General features: G+C 35.6%; 17 protein-coding genes. 7 read left to right on the top strand and 10 right to left on the bottom strand.

The window, feature by feature from the left end; all coding sequences use genetic code 11:
• Positions 1 to 13: 13 nt before the first annotated feature.
• From ACZ2G0_RS03175 to ACZ2G0_RS03165, 3 genes are read right to left on the bottom strand one after another with little or no spacing between them, the layout of a single operon-like run.
• Positions 14 to 433 carry a SufE family protein gene (locus ACZ2G0_RS03175; RefSeq protein WP_470308972.1) on the bottom strand — a complete coding sequence of 140 codons (420 nt, stop codon included), beginning with the start codon at positions 431 to 433 and terminating at the stop codon, positions 14 to 16.
• A complete protein-coding gene (locus ACZ2G0_RS03170; RefSeq protein ID WP_470308971.1) occupies positions 423 to 866 on the bottom strand; it encodes a hypothetical protein in 444 nt (147 codons plus the stop codon). Before ACZ2G0_RS03170 ends, ACZ2G0_RS03175 begins: the two co-directional genes overlap by 11 nt.
• Before the next feature lie 10 nt (positions 867 to 876).
• Positions 877 to 2,091, bottom strand: a complete 1,215-nt coding sequence (locus ACZ2G0_RS03165) for an aminotransferase class V-fold PLP-dependent enzyme (RefSeq protein WP_470308970.1) — start codon at positions 2,089 to 2,091, stop codon at positions 877 to 879.
• A 178-nt stretch (positions 2,092 to 2,269) separates the two neighbouring features.
• Here ACZ2G0_RS03165 and ACZ2G0_RS03160 point away from each other — a divergent pair, with 178 nt between their 5' ends.
• Positions 2,270 to 3,616: a serine hydrolase domain-containing protein gene (locus ACZ2G0_RS03160; protein ID WP_470308969.1), complete on the top strand. Its 1,347-nt coding sequence runs from the start codon at positions 2,270 to 2,272 to the stop codon at positions 3,614 to 3,616.
• A gap of 490 nt (positions 3,617 to 4,106) precedes the next feature.
• Here ACZ2G0_RS03160 and sufD read toward each other — a convergent pair whose 3' ends face one another.
• The 6 genes from sufD to ACZ2G0_RS03130 all read right to left on the bottom strand — a co-directional run bounded on the left by sufD (position 4,107) and on the right by ACZ2G0_RS03130 (position 8,617).
• A complete protein-coding gene (gene sufD / locus ACZ2G0_RS03155; RefSeq protein WP_470308968.1) occupies positions 4,107 to 5,423 on the bottom strand; it encodes a Fe-S cluster assembly protein SufD in 1,317 nt (438 codons plus the stop codon).
• 94 nt (positions 5,424 to 5,517) lie between these two features.
• Positions 5,518 to 6,270, bottom strand: coding sequence for a Fe-S cluster assembly ATPase SufC (gene sufC / locus ACZ2G0_RS03150; RefSeq protein WP_470308967.1), 753 nt, complete (start codon positions 6,268 to 6,270; stop codon positions 5,518 to 5,520).
• 14 nt (positions 6,271 to 6,284) lie between these two features.
• On the bottom strand, positions 6,285 to 6,557 hold the full coding sequence (locus ACZ2G0_RS03145) for a Txe/YoeB family addiction module toxin (protein ID WP_470308966.1): 273 nt from the start codon (positions 6,555 to 6,557) through the stop codon (positions 6,285 to 6,287).
• Entirely contained in the window at positions 6,548 to 6,745 is a 198-nt protein-coding gene (locus ACZ2G0_RS03140) for a DUF2683 family protein (protein ID WP_470308965.1), read from the bottom strand. Before ACZ2G0_RS03140 ends, ACZ2G0_RS03145 begins: the two co-directional genes overlap by 10 nt.
• 23 nt (positions 6,746 to 6,768) lie before the next feature.
• Positions 6,769 to 8,217: a Fe-S cluster assembly protein SufB gene (gene sufB / locus ACZ2G0_RS03135; RefSeq protein WP_470308964.1), complete on the bottom strand. Its 1,449-nt coding sequence runs from the start codon at positions 8,215 to 8,217 to the stop codon at positions 6,769 to 6,771.
• 70 nt (positions 8,218 to 8,287) lie between these two features.
• Positions 8,288 to 8,617 carry a HesB/IscA family protein gene (locus ACZ2G0_RS03130; RefSeq protein ID WP_300287300.1) on the bottom strand — a complete coding sequence of 110 codons (330 nt, stop codon included), beginning with the start codon at positions 8,615 to 8,617 and terminating at the stop codon, positions 8,288 to 8,290.
• A gap of 256 nt (positions 8,618 to 8,873) precedes the next feature.
• Here ACZ2G0_RS03130 and ACZ2G0_RS03125 point away from each other — a divergent pair, with 256 nt between their 5' ends.
• The 6 genes from ACZ2G0_RS03125 to ACZ2G0_RS03100 all read left to right on the top strand — a co-directional run bounded on the left by ACZ2G0_RS03125 (position 8,874) and on the right by ACZ2G0_RS03100 (position 15,998).
• On the top strand, positions 8,874 to 9,734 hold the full coding sequence (locus tag ACZ2G0_RS03125) for an MBL fold metallo-hydrolase (protein ID WP_470308963.1): 861 nt from the start codon (positions 8,874 to 8,876) through the stop codon (positions 9,732 to 9,734).
• A 75-nt stretch (positions 9,735 to 9,809) separates the two neighbouring features.
• Positions 9,810 to 11,435 carry a S8 family peptidase gene (locus tag ACZ2G0_RS03120; RefSeq protein WP_470308962.1) on the top strand — a complete coding sequence of 542 codons (1,626 nt, stop codon included), beginning with the start codon at positions 9,810 to 9,812 and terminating at the stop codon, positions 11,433 to 11,435.
• 59 nt (positions 11,436 to 11,494) lie between these two features.
• The gene (locus tag ACZ2G0_RS03115; protein WP_470308961.1) at positions 11,495 to 13,366 is read left to right on the top strand and encodes a M1 family metallopeptidase; all 1,872 of its coding nucleotides are present in this window, start codon (positions 11,495 to 11,497) and stop codon (positions 13,364 to 13,366) included.
• Positions 13,367 to 13,391: 25 nt separating this feature from the next.
• On the top strand, positions 13,392 to 13,790 hold the full coding sequence (locus tag ACZ2G0_RS03110; RefSeq protein WP_470308960.1) for a hypothetical protein: 399 nt from the start codon (positions 13,392 to 13,394) through the stop codon (positions 13,788 to 13,790).
• Positions 13,791 to 13,901: 111 nt separating this feature from the next.
• The gene (locus ACZ2G0_RS03105) at positions 13,902 to 15,155 is read left to right on the top strand and encodes a protoporphyrinogen/coproporphyrinogen oxidase (RefSeq protein WP_470308959.1); all 1,254 of its coding nucleotides are present in this window, start codon (positions 13,902 to 13,904) and stop codon (positions 15,153 to 15,155) included.
• 165 nt (positions 15,156 to 15,320) lie between these two features.
• Positions 15,321 to 15,998, top strand: a complete 678-nt coding sequence (locus ACZ2G0_RS03100) for a hypothetical protein (RefSeq protein WP_470308958.1) — start codon at positions 15,321 to 15,323, stop codon at positions 15,996 to 15,998.
• A 363-nt stretch (positions 15,999 to 16,361) separates the two neighbouring features.
• On the opposite strand, the gene ACZ2G0_RS03095 is transcribed toward ACZ2G0_RS03100, so the two are convergent.
• Positions 16,362 to 16,877 carry a cupin domain-containing protein gene (locus ACZ2G0_RS03095; RefSeq protein WP_470308957.1) on the bottom strand — a complete coding sequence of 172 codons (516 nt, stop codon included), beginning with the start codon at positions 16,875 to 16,877 and terminating at the stop codon, positions 16,362 to 16,364.
• Position 16,878 lies beyond the last annotated feature (1 nt).

The following is a 16,878-nucleotide window of genomic DNA, read 5'->3' as shown; positions in this document are numbered from 1 at the left end:
TTTAAACCAAAAATTAGTTTTTAGCATCAAATGCCAAAGCATACATTTTTATATTCTTAATCATCGATACCAATCCGTTGGCGCGAGTAGGAGATAAATGTTCTTTAAGGCCTATTTGATCAATAAATTCCATGTCGGCTGCAATGATGTCTTTAGGATTTTGGTTTGAAAAAACGCGGATCAATATTGCAATTATTCCTTTGGTCAAAATGGCATCACTATCGGCAGTAAAAACTACAGTATCGCTATTTTGCTCTCCTTGTAGCCACACTTTCGACTGACACCCTTTGATTAAATTGTTATCTGTTTTGAATTCTTCTTTGATCAAAGGTAAATTTTTACCTAGGTCTATAATGTATTCATAGCGTTGCATCCAGTCGTCAAACATGGAAAATTCTTCAACTATTTCGTCTTGTATATCTTTAATCTTCATCGTCTTGCTTTACAAATGTGTTAATCTTTGTTACTAATTTTTTTATTTCTACTGGTGGAAATCCATGATCAAAACCTTTAGTCTCATAAACAACATCTTTATATGTTATTTTTAAATTGGCAATAGCAGCGCCGTCATAAAATCGTTTTTCAGTAGGAGATTTTAGATCTTTAATTTCCTCTAAATTGATGTCATCAAATAGCTTAATCAAGGTTTTCCAATCGGCATTTGAGATTTTTGCGGGAGCCACTTTCTCTTTTCCACTTCTATCTTTTGATACAGTGACCATTTGTTTTTCAATGGTTACTTTCTGGTAAAAACCTCTTGTATTAGCAGTGTATTCAATCACTGCGGTATTGATATCTTGCTTGTCAGCACTATCGCAACCTTTACCTAAGAAAAGAGTAAGAAATAATAAAGAAAGTAGTTTCATAATTTGTTGTTTAGGATAGCATCATTTGTGCTTTTTTCAAGGCTTCAACTAAAGCGTCAATTTCTTCTTTGGTGTTGTAAAAAGAAAAAGAAGCACGAATTGTTCCCGGAATGTTAAAATAGGTCATAATAGGCTGTGCACAGTGGTGTCCTGTACGAACAGCTATTCCTAATTTGTCAATTATCGTACCAATGTCATACGGGTGAATTCCTTCGATGTTAAAAGAGATTACCGACGTTTTTTCTTTGGCAGTACCAAAGATTTTTAGGCCTTCGATTTCTAGCAAGCGTTTGGTTCCATATTCTAGCAACTCCAGTTCTTGTTGTTGTATGTTGTCAAAACCAACCTCGTTCATGTAATCTATAGCGGTTCCTAAAACAATTCCACCTGCAATATTGGGTGTTCCTGCTTCAAATTTATGAGGCAGTTCAGCATAAGTTGTTTTTTCGAAAGAGACTTCTTTAATCATTTCACCACCACCTTGGTAAGGAGGTAGCTTGTTAAGCCATTCTTCTTTACCATACAGAATTCCGATTCCTGTTGGTCCACATATTTTATGTCCAGAAAAAACGTAAAAATCACAATCCAATTCCTGTACATTTGGTTTTAAATGCGGAACTGCTTGCGCACCATCAATTAAAACGGCAGCACCTACTTCGTGTGCTTTATCAATTATGTATTTTATTGGGTTCACCGTTCCTAAAGCATTCGAAATATGGTTTACCGTAACTAGTTTGGTTTTGTCTGACAGTAATTTGTCATATTCTGACATGATTAGTTCTCCCTTATCGTTCATAGGGATTACTTTTAATATTGCTCCTGTTCTTTCACAAAGCATTTGCCATGGTACAATATTGCTATGGTGTTCTAAAGCCGAAACTAAAATTTCATCTCCTGGTTTTAAAATAGCCGTAAATCCGTTAGCTACTAGGTTTATTCCAAAGGTAGTGCCCGATGTAAAAAGCACTTCGTGTAAATGCTTAGCATTAAGATGATTTTTAATTTTACCACGAGAAATTTCATAAGCATCCGTAGCGAGTTGGCTCAGCGTATGAACGCCTCGATGGATATTGGCATTGATTTCTTGGTAATATTTAGAGATGGCATCAATGACTACTTGTGGCTTTTGAGAAGTAGCTCCGTTGTCAAAATACACTAATGGTTTTCCGTTTACTTTTTGAGAAAGGATTGGGAAATCGGTTCTTATTTTTTGGATATCTAGCATAATTATTTAGAATAAATTCTGATCACAAAAGTACGGAATATATACCATTTTGAAATTACGAAAGCCAAGTTTTTAATAGATTCTTATGATATAGCAATAGCTAAATTTAGATACAACTTCTAGCAATAGAATGCTTACAGCTGAGAAGTTTTTAATAAATTGCTTAAAAATTAGTGAGATGAAAAAAAGTGTGAAGATTATTGGTGTGGTTCTACTTATTGCCCTTTTCTATCTAGGTTTTACGACCTATCCAAAATTAGATTTAATCTCGGGCTTTTCAGCCAAAAGTGTAGCATCGGGACATTTTATTGATAATCGCTCTAAGGACATGATTGAGAAAGGTGATAATGACATTAACCTAATTGATTTAGCGACTAACACCATTGATGAGGCAGGAAAATTTACAACTGCATCTGTTTATGGATTGAAGGAGCGCAAAGCAATTTATCGTGAAGGTTTAGGAGCAACTTTGATTGATGACAGTTTTGACGCTAGCAAGCCGTACAATGTGCCTAAGCGAAGTAAAATCGCCAACAATTTAACCTATCCATATGGCGATGTAGAGCCAAAAGATACGGTTTTCACCAATGTTGATTATACTAAATTAAATGCAGCCGTTGAAAATGCTTTTGATGCAAAAGGTGTCATTAAAAAAAGAACTCGTTCCTTACTAGTAATTTATAAAGATAAAATCATTGCTGAAAAATACGATACCGGTTTTAACAAAGACAGCAAGTTACTTGGTTGGTCTATGACCAAAAGTATTACGGCAACTATTTTTGGGATCCTAGAGAAACAAGGGAAGTTTGATGTTAGTAAACCAGCTCCAATTCCAGAGTGGAAAAACGATGCTCGCAAAAAAATCACGACTAGTGATTTATTACACATGAACTCGGGCTTAGCCTGGGAGGAGAGTTATGATAAAATATGTGATGCTACGCAAATGCTGTTTCAATCCGCTAATATGGGTCGGGTTCAATTGGAAAAGGACGTGGCTTATGAACCGAACACGCATTGGAATTACTCCTCCGGTACTACTAATTTATTGTCGTACATTTTACGTAATCAGTTTAAGACGCATCAAGAGTATTTGGATTTTTGGTATGCGGAATTGATTGATAAAATAGGGATGAAGTCCATGCTTGTGGAAACGGATATGGCGGGTAATTTTGTGGGTTCGTCCTACGGATGGGCAACTACGCGTGATTGGGGAAAATTTGGTTTACTCTATTTACACAAAGGGAATTGGAATGGAGAACAGTTATTTAATGAGAGTTGGGCGAAATATGTTGCAACGCCTACAAATGATTCCAATGGTGGCTATGGTGCCCACTTTTGGTTGAATGCAGGAGGTCGTTATCCGGATGCACCTAAAGACATGTACTCTGCTAATGGTTTTCAGGGGCAGAAAGTTTTTATAATTCCGTCTAAAGATTTAGTGATCGTAAGGCTTGGGTTAACTGATGAAAGCCAATTTGATATAAACGAAGTGTTGGAAGGTATTTTGGGGAGTTTTAAAAAGTAGTTTTTAACCACGAAGACTCAAAGGATAACGTAGCGTAAACCAGGTTACAATTGGTAAACTGAGTATCAGGAAAAAAATTAGTTTGTAAACAACCATTTGTCAAATCGAGCGGAGTCGAGATTAACCAGGTATTGGTGATTGTTGTCAATTTCAGAAATGGTTCTCGACTCCGCTCGAACTGACAGTAGAGTCCGAAGGTTTATTAGAGATTCAGGAAAAATTTTCCGCTATTACCACGTTAAAGGGAAATAGTGTTTTTGTGAAAACTACTTTATGTCAAATCGAGCGGAGTCGAGATTGAGTAGTCGTTCTGGACTTTGCTAGAACTGGTAATCTTATTTTTTCTAGCCCCGATAGCAGTGGAAATCCTTTTATTGTTTTCCTTTAAAACAATAAAAGATTAAAACGAATAGCGGGATTAGCTCCTAAAAAAAATAACCCTTTCTAAGTTAAAACTCGGAAAGGGTTAGGTGTTTTATAAACGTGATTATTACAAATCGAATCCTATTTTCACGCCTAATTTGTTGGCGATGATCTTAGTGATTCGTTGTTTTAATTCTGGTATTTTGATGCTTTCGATTACGGCATTCGAGAAGGCGTACATTAATAATGCTTTGGCTTCTTTTTGCGGGATTCCGCGTTGTTGCATGTAAAACATAGCAGTTTCATCGAGTTGACCAATCGTACAACCATGTGAACATTTAACATCATCAGCAAAAATCTCCAACTGTGGTTTAGCGTTGATGGTTGCTTTGTCGCTTAAAAGGATGTTATTGCTTTTTTGGAATGCATTTGTTTTTTGAGCTTCGCGCTCAACAAATATTTTTCCGTTGAAAACTCCATTGGAGCGATCTGAGAAAATTCCTTTGTAATCTTGGTGACTTTCGCAGTTAGGCGTAGCGTGTTGCACAAGTGTGTAGTGGTCTACGTGTTGCTTTTCGCCAATAATTGTGATTCCGTTTAAGTAACTTACGATGTGCTCACCAAAATGGTAAAAATTCAAATTGTTTCTCGTTAGGTTTCCACCAAAACTAAAAGTGTTTACGGCAACGCTGCTTTCTTGCTGCTGAGAAACGTAGGTGTTATCGATTAAGTTAGCGGTAAGGTTGTCATTTTGGATTTTGTAAAAATCGACGATGGCATGTTTTTCAGCAAAAATCTCGGTCACTGAATTGGTCAGTACCGGGTTGTCGTTCAAACTTTGGTGACGCTCAATAATTTGTACTTGTGCATTTTCGCCAACAATTACTAAATTACGAGGTTGTGTCATTAAAGCGGCTTCGCTACCTGTTGAGAAATACATGATTTCGATAGGTTTGTCAGCTACTTTGCTTTTTGGAATATTGATGTACGCTCCTTCATTGGCAAAAGCGGTATTTAGAGAAGTCAAACTTTCCTCTTTATTCGCAATTTGGTTGAAATAGGTATCAATTACTTCTTTGTATTTTGGTTTGTTTAAAACCGAAGCCATTAAACATACGTCGATTCCTTCGTGGGTTGTTGCCGACAAATGGGAACTAAAAACGCCATCGATAAAAACTACTTTATAGGTATCTATTTCATGTAAAAAATATTTTTTTACATCGGAATATTGGATGTTATTTTCGGTTTTTGGAAAAACGGTAAAGTCATTTTTTAGGATGCTATTTAACGAAGTATATTTCCATGCTTCCTCTTTTTTGCTTGGGAAACCTTTATTTTCAAAGTTTTTTAGGGCAGCGGTGCGTACATCATGAAGTTCAGCGTGAACATCGATGCGCTCTTCGAATGCCATAAAAGACGATATTAATTTTTCTTTCAATTCCATTTTTGTGTAAGTCTTAAAGTCGTAAAGTTGAAAGTCGTAAAGTCGAATGCATTGAAGCTTTCAGATATTTAACTTTCGACTTTTGACTATTTTTTTATGCTTCTTGTTCCTGTTTGATCCAGTCGTATCCTTTTTCTTCAAGCTCTAAAGCTAAAGAGGCATCACCAGATTTTACAATTTTACCGTTTAATAAAACGTGTACAAAGTCAGGAACGATATAGTCTAATAAACGTTGGTAGTGCGTGATTACGACTACGGCATTTTTATCGCTTTTTAGTTTGTTAACTCCATTGGCAACAATTCGAAGTGCATCGATATCTAGTCCAGAATCGGTTTCATCAAGGATAGCGATTTTAGGTTCTAGCATTGCCATTTGAAAAATCTCATTACGTTTTTTCTCTCCACCAGAAAATCCTTCGTTTAAAGAACGTGATAAAAATTTACGGTCGATCTCTAGTAATTCTGATTTTTCACGGATTAATTTCAACATTTCGTTAGCTGGCATTTCGTCTTGCCCTTTTGCTTTACGAGTTTCGTTGATCGCTGTTCTAATGAAGTTCGTCACCGATACTCCCGGGATTTCAACAGGGTACTGAAAAGAAAGGAAAACACCTTGGTGCGCTCTTTCTTCGGGAGCTAATTCTGAAAGGTCTTCACCATCCAAAATAATCTCACCACTTGTTACTTCATAGTTTTCGTTTCCTGCTACGATTGAAGCTAAAGTACTTTTTCCGGCACCGTTAGGTCCCATTATAGCATGAACTTCTCCTGCTTTTACTTCAAGGTTGATTCCTTTTAGAATTTCTTTGTCCCCAATTGAGGCGTGTAAATTTTTTATACTTAACATCTGTTAGTTTTTGTTTATTCGTAATGACCTTTTAATGATAAAATGTCTAAAATTTCAATTGTATTTTCTTCGGTAACTTGATATATAATGCGATGTTCTTTATTTATTCTTCTGGACCATTTGCCAATAAGTTGATGTTTCAACTGTTCTGGTTTTCCGATTCCCTCAAAAGGATGAAGTTGAATGTCTTTAATTAGTGCAGTAATCTTATTCATTATTGCTTTATTACCTGACTTTTTCCAAAATTCTCTATCTTTTTGAGCTTTATGAGAATAAATTACTTCCATAAATCTTCCGTTCTAATGGCAATCCCTTTTCCGTCCTTGATACTTTGTTCTGCTTCCAAAATCTCTTGTACAAAGTCTGGGTTATAAGGTTTTTCTTTTTTCTCAATAATTTCAAAGCCAAGTGATTTCGCCAATGATTTCAATACTGGAAAATCTTTTTTCTTTACGTTTTTTAAAATAATATCCATAGCACTAAACTTTAAACTAATTCTTATCCTACACTTCCTTCAAGAGAAATTTCCAATAGTTTTTGTGCTTCAACAGCAAACTCCATGGGTAATTTATTTAAAACCTCTTTGCTGAAACCATTTACGATAAGCGCAATTGCTTTTTCGGTAGGAATTCCACGTTGGTTGCAATAGAAAACTTGGTCTTCACCAATTTTACTAGTTGTTGCCTCGTGTTCAATTTTTGCCGAAGGGTTTTTGCTTTCGATATAAGGGAATGTATGTGCACCACAATTATTACCCATTAACAACGAATCACACTGTGAAAAGTTACGTGCGTTTTCAGCACGCGGACTTATTTGTACTAAACCTCTATAGCTATTTTGTGATTTACCTGCTGAGATTCCTTTAGAGATAATAGTCGATTTAGTGTTTTTACCTAAATGGATCATTTTAGTCCCTGTATCTGCTTGTTGGAAATTATTGGTTACTGCAATCGAATAAAATTCCCCAACTGAGTTGTCTCCTTTTAGGATAACCGACGGGTATTTCCATGTTACTGCTGAACCGGTTTCTACTTGTGTCCAAGAGATTTTTGCGTTGTTCTCGCAAATTCCTCGTTTGGTAACAAAATTATAAACCCCACCTTTTCCTTCTTTATTTCCAGGGTACCAGTTTTGAACGGTAGAGTATTTAATTTCAGCATCTTCTAGCGCGATTAATTCCACAACTGCAGCATGCAATTGGTTTTCGTCACGGCTTGGTGCAGTACAGCCTTCAAGGTAACTTACATAACTTCCTGCATCAGCAACAAGTAAAGTTCTTTCAAACTGACCCGTTCCTGCTTGATTTATCCTAAAGTAAGTCGAAAGTTCCATTGGGCAACGTACTCCTTTTGGTATATAACAAAAAGATCCATCAGAGAATACCGCCGAATTTAATGCAGCATAAAAGTTATCTTTTTGAGGTACAACAGTTCCTAGATATTTACGAACTAATTCAGGATGCTCTTTGATAGCCTCCGAAATACTCATAAAAATGATTCCTTTTTCGCCTAATGTTTTCTTAAAAGTAGTCGCTACTGAAACCGAATCAACAACGATATCCATAGCAACATTATTCATCATTTTTTGCTCATCTACTGAGATACCTAACTTTTTGTACATCTCTAAAAGTTCAGGATCTACATCGTCTAGCGTCTTGTTTGGGTCAACTGCTTTTGGAGCTGAGTAATAAGAAATAGCTTGAAAATCAGGTTTGGCATAATGTACATTTGCCCATTCAGGCTCTGTCATTTCTTGCCACGCACGAAAAGCTTCAATACGCCAATCGGTCATCCATTGCGGCTCCTCTTTTCGTAATGAAATAGCGCGAACAATGTCTTCATTTAATCCAATAGGAAAAGTGTCCGATTCTAATTCGGTGTAAAATCCGTACTCGTATTCCTTGTTTTCGAGTTCGATTTTTAAGTCGTCTTCTGTGTATTTGCTCATTCTGATTTAAAGATTTAAAGATTTAAAGATTCAAAATTTGAACATTAAACTTTATTATTTGTGTAAAAAATTAAAGAGAGAAACTCTCGCCACAACCACATGTTCTTGTTGCATTTGGATTGTTAAAAACAAATCCTTTTCCGTTTATTCCACCTGAGAATTCTAAAATAGTTCCAGCTAAATAAAGGAATGATTTTTTTTCTACAGCAATAGTTATCTCGTTGTCTATAAATATTTTATCGTTTTCGTCTTTGGTTTTGTCAAATTTTAAATCATAGGACAAACCAGAGCATCCGCCACTTTTCACACCTACGCGTACGTAGTCTGTGGCAGCATCAAAACCATCTTCTTGCATCAAGTCGATAATTTTCTTTTTGGCAGTATCAGAAACTTGTATCATTGATAAATTGATTTTGTCTAAATTAACTGCAAAGATACTATATAAAAACCTTTTTCCATAATAGATAACATTTTTATAACTAATGTACAAATAGAAAAAGTCTATCTAAATCAATCTAAAGCAACTCAATTTTTATAAATTGCATTCGATTTGAGAAAATAAGGTTTTGGCCTGCCGGAGCATTATTTTTTAACAAAAAGGCAAGAAAATCAGTTTCTTGTTTCATTCTCAAATTTTAATCTTTCAATTCAAAAAAATGAAACTATATCCTATCGAAACCGGAAACTTTAAGCTAGATGGTGGTGCCATGTTTGGCGTAGTGCCAAAAACCATTTGGAATAAAACCAATCCCGCTGACGCCAATAATTTAATTGATATCGCTGCACGCTGTTTATTAATTGAGGACGATAAACGCCTAATATTAATTGACACTGGAATGGGAAATAAACAATCGGAAAAATTTTATGGTTACTATTCTCTTTGGGGATCGCATTCATTGGATAAATCTTTGGCAGAGCATGGTTTTCACCGTGACGATATCACTGATGTTTTTATGACGCATCTGCATTTTGATCATTGCGGTGGAAGTGTGCAATGGAATAAAGACAAAACGGGTTACGAACCTGCTTTTAAAAACGCCAAATTTTGGAGTAACGAAAATCATTGGGAATGGGCTACAAAACCTAATCCCAGAGAAAAAGCATCGTTCCTATCCGAAAATATTTTGCCAATGCAGGAAAGTGGACAGTTGAATTTTATCAAAAGACCTGATGGTGACTACTTGGAAGAATCGGAATTAGGTTTTGGGATTTTCTTTGCCGATGGTCATACTGAGAAGCAAATGATTCCGCACATCAAATACAAGGACAAAACAATTGTTTTTTGCGCTGATTTATTGGCTACAGCCGGACACATTCCCGTGGCGTACGTGATGGGTTATGATACGAGACCTTTGTTAACCATGCCTGAAAAAATTAAATTTTTGAACGCTGCCGCAGATAATAACCATTATTTATTTTTGGAGCACGATGCCCACAACCAGATTATTACAGTACAACATACTGAGAAAGGTGTTCGATTGAAGGATGTTTACTCTTGCGAACAAATCTTAACTTAGTGTTAATCGTGCTGTGATTGTAACAAAATCACTTATTTTAGACCAATATTTTAAATCTTATTAATACTATAAATAATGAATACCATTAAGCCTATTTGCCTTTCGGCTATTGCACTTGTCGTTTTAGCAGGTTGCGGAACACAAAAACAAGTGGCGAGCTACACTGCTATGACTGCTGTTTCGGCACCATTAAATGTTAAAAAGAAAAGCCCACTAAAAGAAATTGAGTTAAAACGTTGGAGTCATTTAGATATCGTAAATGATACTATCCCAGGAATGAGCGTTGACAAAGCCTACGCTGAATTATTGAAAGATAAAAAAGGCGTTCCTGTAATTGTAGGAATCGTTGATTCAGGTGTAGATATTGAGCATGAAGATCTAAAATCGGTGCTTTGGACTAATACAAAGGAAATTCCTGGAAACGGAATTGATGATGACAAAAACGGATACGTTGATGATATTCATGGTTGGAACTTTCTTGGTGATATCACTAAAGAAAATTTAGAATACGAAAGAATTATTAAAGATAAAAATCTTGTAGACGAAGCTACATATCAGGCAGCAAAAGCATTAAATGATAAAAAAGTTGCTGATGCAGTTGCCGTTAAAACACGTTCAGAAAACATGATTGCTTCCTTAACAAAAAATGACGCCATTTTGGTGAAGTTTTTAGGGAAACCAGTTTACACACTTGCTGATGTAAATGCGATTACTTCTGAAGATGAAACGATCAAGGAAAGTAAAAAAGTAATGCAACAAATGCTTTCTTATGGTTTACCAGTAGCAGATTTAAAAGAGGCAGTTCAAAAACAATTAGATGGTCAAATTGCTCTAGTAAATGGAGACAACCTAAAAACAGACTACAGAAAAGTTGTAGGTGATAACCCAAATGATATTACCGATACTAAATACGGGAATGCAAACGTAATGGGTCCAGACAAGGAGGAAATCCTTCATGGTACGCACGTAGCAGGAATCGTGGCTCAGGTAAGAGGAAACAATATAGGTGGCGATGGTGTTGCTAATAATGTGCAGATTTTAACGGTTCGTGCTGTGCCAGATGGTGATGAGTACGATAAAGATATTGCTCTTGGAATTCGTTACGCAGTAGACAACGGTGCTAAAGTAATCAACGGAAGTTTTGGAAAAAGTTTTTCCCCACACAGACAATGGGTTTATGATGCAATTAAATATGCTGAGAAAAAAGATGTTTTGATTGTTCATGCAGCAGGTAATGACGCAAAAGACATCGATTATGCTGAAAACTTCCCTAATGATTCAGAAGACAAGAAAACGGAATTTGCCGATAACATGATTACTATTGGAGCTCTGAATTTTGAATACAGTGATAAAGTAGTTGCTCGTTTCTCAAACATCGGGAAAGTAAATGTAGATGTTTTTGCTCCTGGAGTTCAAATCTATGCAACGACACCAAATAATAAATACCAATATTTAGCAGGAACTTCTATGGCAGCGCCTAATGTTGCTGGTGTAGCGGCTTTAATTCGTTCATACTATCCTAAATTAACAGCTTCACAAGTAAAACACATTTTGATGGATTCAGGTGTGGCAATTACAACTGATGTCGTTGTTGGTGGTAACCCTAAAGACAGCCGTTCTTTTTCTACTTTATCGCAATCAGGTAAAATTGTAAATGCTTACAATGCAATCTTGATGGCAGATAAAATGTCAGCAAAATAAATCCAAGACTATTAATTTAATGGGAGGGCCGCGGCTCTTCCATTTTTTATTTTAAACCAATGAAGAAAATACTATTACTTACCCTCGTTACTTTAAATTTTGGTTCAATAATGGCCCAAAGTACTACTTATTGGCAACAACATGTCGATTATAAGATGGACGTCGTTATGGATGTCAAAAATTATCAATACAAAGGAACACAAGAATTAGTGTACACGAATAATTCTAGTGATACTTTGCGTAAAGTATATTACCATTTATTCAACAATGCATTCCAACCGGGTAGCGAAATGGATGCACGATTGCATACCATCAAAGATCCTGATGCTCGAATGGTAAATAAAGTTACCGTTGATGGTAAAGATGCTAAGGTAAGCCGAATCGAAGGCTTGAAGCCAAATGAAATTGGTTTCTTAAAAATCGCTAACTTCAAACAAGACGGTCTTGTTGCCGAAGCTAAAACGGTAGGTACGATTCTAGAAGTGACTTTGGCTAAGCCAATTTTACCCAACACAAAATCGACTTTCACCTTGAATTTTGACGGTCAAGTGCCAGTTCAAATTCGTCGTTCAGGGCGAAACAATTCTGAAGGAGTAGAGTTATCAATGACACAATGGTATCCTAAATTAGCTGAATTTGATTTTGAAGGATGGCACGCTGATCCGTATATCGCAAGAGAATTTCACGGTGTTTGGGGTAGTTTTGATGTAAATATTACTATCGATAAAGACTATGTTTTAGGTGGTACGGGTTACTTACAAAATCCAAACGAAATTGGACATGGCTACCAAGAAGAAGGTGTAGTCATAAACACTCCAAAAAAGACAAAAACACTAACTTGGCATTTTGTGGCGCCTATGGTACACGATTTTGCTTGGGCTGCTGATAAAAATTACATGCACGATGTAGTAAAAGGACCTAACGATGTAGCGATTCACTTCCTATATAAAAACTATCCAAAAACAGTCGAAAACTGGAAAAAACTACAGCCAATGATGGTGAAAGTAATGGATTATTTCAATAAAAACGTTGGAAATTATCCGTACAAACAATACTCCTTTATACAAGGTGGTGATGGTGGTATGGAGTATGCCATGTGTACCTTAATGTTAGGAAATGGAACGCTTGAAGGAATTTTTGGTACTGCAACACATGAGTTAGGACACTCTTGGTTTCAGCATGTTTTAGCTTCAAACGAGTCTAAGCACCCTTGGATGGATGAAGGTTTTACTACTTACATTTCTGATTTGGCCGAAAATGAATTATCGGATAAAAAAGTAGCAAATCCTTTTGCGGGTAATTACAGAGCTTATTATAGCTTAGTAAACTCAGGAAAAGAGCAATCACAATCAACGCATGGTGATCGTTATGATGAAAACAGACCGTACAGTATTTCATCGTATACAAAAGGAAGTATATTTTTGTCTCAATTAATCTACGTGATTGGCGAAGATAAATTACAAGAAACGGTAAAACGATATTTCCATGATTTTAAATTCAAACACCCAACACCTAACGATATCAAAAGATCGGCAGAGCGTGTATCTGGCGCAAACTTAGATTGGTATTTAGTAGATTGGACCGAAACAACTAATACGATTGATTACGGTATCAAAGCCGTGACTGAAAACGGAAACCAAACAACGGTAAGCCTAGAGAGAATTGGTAGAATGCCAATGCCTATTGATTTATTAGTAGAATATACTGATGGAACGATGGAGAGTTTTTATGTGCCATTGCGAATGATGAATTATGAGAAAGCGAATCCTAATCCTGCGGTAAAACGCACTGTTTTGAATGACTGGACTTGGGCGCACTCGAATTATGATTTTACTATCGCTAAAGCAAAAGGGACAATCAAAAAAATCACTATTGATCCAAGCGGTTTAATGGCTGATGTGAAACAAGACAACAACGTTTTTAAACAATAAGCGTTTTTTAAAGTAAAGTATAAAAATGAGTGTTACCTACAACGAAGCTGCTAAAGCTATTGAGATAAAAGACGGATTAAAGAGTCATCAATTTTTAATGAAGGTTTTAATGATAATTCTCCTTATAAATGCAATCTTAAATTTGTCAAATGATAAAATTGCGTTTGGTTTCATGAAAGTATTGTGGCTAGTTCTAGGAATGTTTGCAGTAGTGATTCTTCATAAATATATTTTCAAAAAAACCGGTAGCGAGAAAATACCCGCTGATCAAATTAAAGGGCTAAGCGAAAGTGTTTTCTTAGGACGTAAAAAATACTTTATCGTATTGCAAAACGGAAAACAACGCGATTTGCTAGCTGTAAAATCAGATGCTGAAATGGCACAAGTTCGAAAGCTGTTCACGAAAAACGGATTACCAACATAAAAACGAAAAGGCTGCAATTTTTTGCAGCCTTTTTTTATGATTTAAAAAAGAGCCTATTGTCATAACAATAGGAAACACTAAATTTGTAACAAACGATTTTAGACTTAAAATATGAATCCAACGATAACGATTATTGGCGCAGGAATTTCGGGACTATCTGCAGGTTTGCATTTGCACCGCAAAGGTTTTAATGTAAATATTATTGAAGCTAGCGATAGAGTAGGAGGCCGAATCAAAACAGATATCGTTAATGGCTATAGACTCGATCGAGGGTTTCAGGTTTTGCTTACGGCTTACCCCGAAGCGAAACAATTGTTGGATTACGATGCCTTACAGCTTAAAACTTTTTTACCCGGAGCAACCGTATTGTATGATGGCGGACAGTTTGAAATTGCCGATCCCTTTAGGAGACCTTCGGCTTTATTAGCCACCGCTTTTGCACCCGTGGGTTCGCTCAAGGACAAATTCAATACGTTCATTTTAAAGAATAAATTAATCGCTAAATCCATAGAAGGAATCTTTGCACAACCTCAAAAATCGACTGTGGAGCAGTTAAAAGACTATGGTTTTAGCAGCAAGATGATCAATCGATTTTTCAAACCTTTTTTCTCGGGTATTTTTCTCGAAAACAATTTGTCGACACCTAACCGGATGTTTGATTTTGTGATGAAAATGTTTTCTGAAGGCGATGCTGCAATTCCCGCTTTGGGTATGGAAGAAATTCCAAAACAACTAGCAAGTCAATTGCCTGCAGCTTGTTTTACGTTTAACACTAAAGTAGAAGATATAAAAGGGAATACTATTTACACAATCTCAGGTGCCGAAATACAATCAGACATCATTATTATTGCTACCGAAGCTACTGAGTTGATTTCAAAATTTAAAAGCAGTGTAGAAACCAAACACCATTCGGTTACCAATGTTTATTTTGAAGCAACAGTAGCACCTACCAACAAAGCGGTGGTTATTTTGAACGCTTCCGCAAAAGATAAAATCGTTAACAATGTAACGGTAATGACAAATGTAAGCCAAGCCTATGCTCCCGCTGGCAAAGTACTGATTTCGGTTTCTTGCAATGGAATTCTGGATCTTAGTGATGAAGAACTAGCGCAAAATATTAAAACCGAATTACAACCTTGGTTTGGAAATCAAGTTGCAAATTGGTCACATTTAAAGACGTATAAGGTGAACTATGCCTTACCTAATTTAGCGGTTTTAAAAGACGATTTAACAGCAACCGATATGAAAATCAGCGATACTTTATACTGTTGTGGTGATCATTTAATGAATGGCTCCATTAACGCTGCTATGAAGTCAGGACGTTTATTGGCTGATTTGATTGTAAAGGAGCAAAGTAGTACTTAATGAATCAAAAATTTTTAATTAGGATTAAACTCAATTGCCAAAAGTGAAATACAAATGTGAAGATAGTGCAGACAGGAAACGTATAACGAGCAGACTATTCGCAGAGACAATTGGAGTATACTCTTCAATTACTGTTGGTAAACCATGTAAATAAACGGTACAGTTATGAAAGACACCTACTACATCATAGGTTTTATTTTCCTGCTAACATTGAACTGCAATGTGAAAAGTAATAGAAAAAGTTCAGCAATTGTCGCAAACAGTGTTGTAAGTAATGATACTTTAAATGATAAATACGAGGTTTTGAATGACTTTTTGACTAAAAGAATTAAAAACAAGTCAAAAGCTGTCATCATTTTTAGTGAAAAAATTAACACTAATACCACTTTAAAATGGTTGTTCCATAATGATATATATGCAGTCTCTTCCGAAAATTTTCAGTTTAAAAATAGAGATGTAGAAATTTTTAATGATTTTGATTGGGAAACGGCACGAAAGAAATACAGCAAAAATTTTACAGCAAACGATATAAAAACCAAAAAATATAATATTGGCTCTTGTTGTTGGTTGCCAGAAAATTTTAAATATAAAAATCTAATTTTTGAAGAGTTAAGTACTAATTCAATTGAATACATGAAAAAATACATGATTCAAACTGAAGACTATGAGTATTATAGTTTTTCGGAACCTATTTTTTATAAAAATAATACTTATCTTATCTTTTCATTCGATCATGGTTTTGTGAGGACTATAACTAGCTTAACTACAAATCTAATTATTTATAAGAAATACAACGGAAAATGGATTCTGACTCATATCGGTAATCCTGACTTTATAAGTTAATCTAATCAAAATTAAAAATTTTCCACTGAGTATGCAAAATCCCGCAAAAACTAAATTTTGCGGCATTTTGTGTTATTAGATATTTTTAATCAAATTCTCCAACATATCAGTAGTCATCGATTCGAAATCAAATTGATACTTTATACTGTTGTGGCGATCATTTAATGAATGGTTCGATTAACGCTGCTATGAAGTCAGGACGTTTATTGGCTGATTTGATATTTACAGAAAGCAAAAAAGAATAAAATGTGTGGACTTAAATACTGAATTAGACTTCACATTAAAATAATTAATCAATAAAAACTCGCTATATTGATCATATAGCGAGTAAGGAAGTAATTACTCGACTAACTAACACTTGAACTACCTCCCAAAGTCATCTTGGAGACGTACAATATCCTCTTCATCTGAGGGATTGTTTGGGTCAGTATGTTGCCATATTTCTGCTACAACTCCCCAAGACTCTAGTCCAATTAATCGATGTCTTTCTCCTATATCCATTTGTATAAATGCACCTGAACTAAGTTCTTGGATTTCGCCTTCTTCATCAGTCAAGCTGGTTTTTACGCCTACTTTTCCTCCAATGATTTTCCAAATTTCAGATCTTCTATAATGGTATTGCCAAGACAATCTTTTATTGGGTGCCACCACTAAAATTTTTGGACTCAGTTTATTGGTGATTTGTATTTCTGACATTTCAAGATTCGGAAAAAATAATGTAGCAAAAGCACTCGCTTGCTCTTCTTCTATTACAAAAAATCCTCCCCAAGGCCTTGTCACGTCTTGTTGAACAATCGTGAAGTTTTCTGATTTTATAATGGCAGCAACTTTTTCAAAGATTGCGTTTTTATCCATAGAACCGTCTAAGTTGAAATTCATT

The sequence above is a fragment of the Flavobacterium sp. KKT103 genome (assembly GCF_055640565.1).
The sequence above is the reverse complement of the archived record's forward strand: the minus strand, read 5'-3'. Positions and strand labels throughout refer to the sequence as shown.